The sequence below is a fragment of the Bradyrhizobium sp. 35 genome (genome assembly GCF_023073215.1).
GTDB lineage: Bacteria > Pseudomonadota > Alphaproteobacteria > Rhizobiales > Xanthobacteraceae > Bradyrhizobium > Bradyrhizobium canariense_D.
Map to the genome: position 1 here is coordinate 1 of NZ_JADPJC010000047.1, position 3,657 is coordinate 3,657.

Annotated in this window: 1 protein-coding gene and 4 pseudogenes; 1 reads left to right on the forward strand and 4 read right to left on the reverse strand. The window is 59.3% G+C overall.

Annotated elements, in window-relative coordinates; genetic code table 11:
- Positions 1-159: 159 nt before the first annotated feature.
- Both IVB36_RS07885 and IVB36_RS07890 read right to left on the reverse strand, forming a co-directional pair.
- Positions 160-1,182: pseudogene (locus IVB36_RS07885) on the reverse strand (IS3 family transposase); the annotation flags it as partial.
- 273 nt (positions 1,183-1,455) lie between these two features.
- A pseudogene (locus IVB36_RS07890) lies at positions 1,456-1,608 on the reverse strand (IS3 family transposase); the annotation flags it as partial.
- Positions 1,609-1,651: 43 nt separating this feature from the next.
- Between IVB36_RS07890 and IVB36_RS07895 the strand changes: the two are divergent.
- Positions 1,652-2,101, forward strand: a pseudogene (locus IVB36_RS07895) (helix-turn-helix domain-containing protein); the annotation flags it as partial.
- A 44-nt stretch (positions 2,102-2,145) separates the two neighbouring features.
- On the opposite strand, the gene IVB36_RS07900 reads toward IVB36_RS07895, so the two are convergent.
- Positions 2,146-3,495 carry an IS701 family transposase gene (locus IVB36_RS07900; RefSeq protein WP_247391086.1) on the reverse strand — a complete coding sequence of 450 codons (1,350 nt, stop codon included), beginning with the start codon at positions 3,493-3,495 and terminating at the stop codon, positions 2,146-2,148.
- A gap of 72 nt (positions 3,496-3,567) precedes the next feature.
- Positions 3,568-3,657 (reverse strand): annotated as a pseudogene (locus IVB36_RS07905) (IS5/IS1182 family transposase); the annotation flags it as partial.

The following is a 3,657-nucleotide window of genomic DNA, read 5'->3' on the forward strand; positions in this document are numbered from 1 at the left end:
CCCGCAGCTCGCTGATAACAACTGCTGCTCGATCTATCGCCGAACGAGCGCGACAGAACCCAAGATACCCCACGGGATCGAATCCCAATCAGCAAAGTCTTTTCTCTTCAACAACATAGACAGATGGGTGTTCTGATGCGCGGTTGTAGAAGTCGAGATTCGGCCCATCGAGTCGCGCGCCTCGCTGACGGTCTCGTAGGCCCGCAGATATACCTCCTCGTATTTGACGCTGCGCCACAACCGCTCGACGAACACGTTGTCCCGCCAAGCCCCTTTGCCATCCATGCTGATGGCGATGCCGTTGCCAGCGAGCACGGCGGTGAAGGCCGCACCAGTGAACTGCGAACCCTAGTCGGTGTTGAAGACGTCTGGCCGGCCGTGCCGCTCCAGGGCATCCTCCAGGGCCTCGACGCAGAAGGCCGCTTCCATCGTGATCGGCAACCGCCAGACAAGACATGTCGGGTAGCCCAATCGAGCACGACAGCGAGATACACGAAGCCGCGCGCCATCGGGATGTAAGTGATGTACATCGCCCAGACCTGGTTCGGACGCGTGATCTCCATGCCGCGCAGCAGATACGGATAAATCTTGTGGCCGGGCTCCGGCTTCGTGGTTCGGGGGCGGCGATAGAGCCCTTCTATCCCCATCCGCCGCATCAGCGTCTTCACATGCCGGCGGCCGATCTTGCACCCCTCGACAGCCAGCAGGCCTCTCAACATCCGCGAACCGGCGAAGGGAAACTCCAGATGCAGCCTGTCGCGACGCCGCATGATCGCGAGATCGTCGTCCGGCACCGGCCGCGGCAGGTAATACACGCTGCCGCGGCTGATCTGCAAAACTTCCGCTTGCCTGGTGATCGACAGATCGCGCTCACGGTCGACCATCGCTTTGGGCTCAGCAATCCCGCCTTGGTGAGCGCTCCTTCTAAAAAGTCGTTCTCCAGCGTCAGCTCGCCCATCTTGGCGTGCAGCGACTTCACATCGATCGCTGGGATCTCCGGCGCTCCGCCTCCCGGTCTGAAAACCTCCGAAGCGCTGCCCTCAAGCTGTGACTTCCAGGCCGTGATCTGATTGGGGTGGACGTCGAAATGCTCGGCCAGCTGGCTATCGGCCGATCGCCCTTGAGGGCCGCCGGTGCCACCTTCGCCTTCAAGGCCGGTTTCCGGCGCGGTCGTCTGCTCATGGTCTCTCCTGTTCACCGCGATTATCGCCGCCTTCAGGCAGAAACTCCACTTATCAACCTGTTCAAATTTGCGGAGCCGGCTCTAACCTCGCATTCGCGAGCACAGAATCTTGGATGTTCAAAGCTCTGGTAGGAGACTAGGCTTCGATCCCACATTAGCAATTGCATTGACGGTGCCTTGCGAAATATGAAGTCCGACTTATCTTCTTCATCATCTCTTGAGCTAATCGAAGCCAAACTGTCTACGCCGAAAGTCGATTGGGACCTCGTTTCGCGATAGGTTTTGCGCTCGATGAGTTCGGTCTTCAGGGAGGAGAAGAAGCTCTCCATCGCCGCGTTGTCCCAGACATCGCCGGAGCGGCTCATGCTGCAAACGATGCCGTGGTCAGCCATCAGGCGCTGGAACTGCTCGCTGGTGTATTGGGCGGATTCAAGCGGTCGTCGCAACACCTGAACGAAGGAGGTTGCGATGGGCATTCGAAAGCGACGATCACACCGTTCTGGACGAGCACCGTTGGCGTCACCGGGACGGCCGCCGGTAGCGGGGCGATCTGAACTCCAGCGATTCTGGTTGGGGATCGTGCAGGGAATGACCAGCGAGGATGCTGCATTAGCGGCTGGTATGTCGCAGCCTGTCGGAACCAGATTGTTCCGACAGGCAGGCGGCATGGCACCAGCGATGTTCAGATCTTCAACCCAGCCGCGGTCCGGGCGGTACCTCTCGTTTGCGGAACGTGAGGAGATCGCACTTCTTCGCGTTCAGGGCCTTTCGAGACGCGAGATCGGACGCCGACTTGGCCGATCCGCCTCGACCATCTCCCGTGAGCTACGACGCAATGCCGCGACGCGCAGCGGCGGCCTGGAGTATCGTGCATCGACAGCCCAATGGCACGCCGAGCGATCGGCCCGTCGGCCCAAACCGACTAGCACTACTTTGGCAGAATGTGTTTTCGCCGCTGTTTTTCAAGGATTTGCTTTCGGCAATGTGGGCACTGCTGGGGCGGCGGCCGAAGGATGAGATCGACGATGGCGTGACGTACGGCGGGCATAGTCGGTTGAGGCGGAGGCCCGTTGATTCTTTTTTTTTCGCCCCGCGTTTGCGAGGCGACGATGTTGCAGGAAGGCGTAGGCAATCATTGTCATAAGGGCGTGGCGATGAAGACCTTGCCATGATCGCCCTTCGAAGTGATCAAGTCCAAGTTCCTCCTTCAACTGTTGATGCGCCTGCTCACAAATCCACCGTCCCTTGATGGTGGCGGCCAGCGTGCGCAGATCCGTCGCCGCCGGAAGATTGGCGAGATAGTATTTCTTCTCCCCGGAGGCACGTTGCTCGCCAATGAGCCAGGCTTCGTCGCCTGGGAGATGCTGCTGACCTTTATCCCATATCCGCTGCGGAGGGCCGTCGGCGGTGCGGACACGGAGAGCAGCAAATCGGGCTTTGAGCCGACCTTTCGTCCCGCTGCGCCAACTCACGGTTTTCCATTTGGCGCTGGCCAGCATTTGTTCTGCCGCAATCGATAAGATATCGGGCACGTGGTGCTTTCGTGGTTTGCCACGGGCTTTGGTGATCGGCCAAATGAGCTTCACATCGACCGGATACACTTTCTGGTGCCGAGGGATACCGACCGCCCAGGCCAGCCCGCGCTCTGTTAGCCCTTGTCGAAACGGCGCGCTGAGGCCGTATCCTGCATCCGCCAGCACACATCCAAAGCGTATGTTGGCTGCCATCGCGCGGTCAATCTCGGCCAAAGCGATCTCCGGCTTGGACCGCGGCGTTCGGTGTTCGACTGGCACGCGAGCGCGCTTCAAGCGAGGCATGTCGCTTGTCCAGCTGTCAGGCAGAAAGAGACGTAACGCGACCATCACGGGCACTTCCCCGCGCGCAAGCGTTAAAGACACCAGCGTTTGGCAATTTGCAGTTTTACCGAGAGCCGACGCGTATTGAGCCGCAACACCGACCGATCGCTCACCCTTTTTCGGCAGTGAGGTGTCATCAATAACCAGCACCGCATCCCTGCCGCCGACAAGTCGGTCCGCCTGGTTGAGCAGCTCTGTCTCTAGCGGCGTCGCGTTCCAGACGCCGTCCGCAATGAAATGGTGCAACTGGTCGTAGTTGCTCGTGGCAAGGCGTTCCGCCATCGGCTGAACGCTCTTGCGATCGCCAGGACCGATCAATCCCGCAACATATAGAGGACACATCCGCTGTCGGGTCTTATGACCCAGCCGGTCCAAGAACGGCATCAGCCAGCGTTCGAGTTCGTCTTCCCATCCCGGCATGGTCAGCCCTCCAAGAGCCGACCACCCATGAATCATTGAAAAATTGATTCGGGAATCCTATAAATCGCGGCAAAATCAACAATCTGCCAAAGTTGCTAGGGTTCAGACTCAATTGATCCAATAAGCGACGAGAGCGGCGAGGTGGACGGCGGCCAAGAAGTTTCTGGCAAGTTTGTCGTAGCGAGTAGCAACACGCCT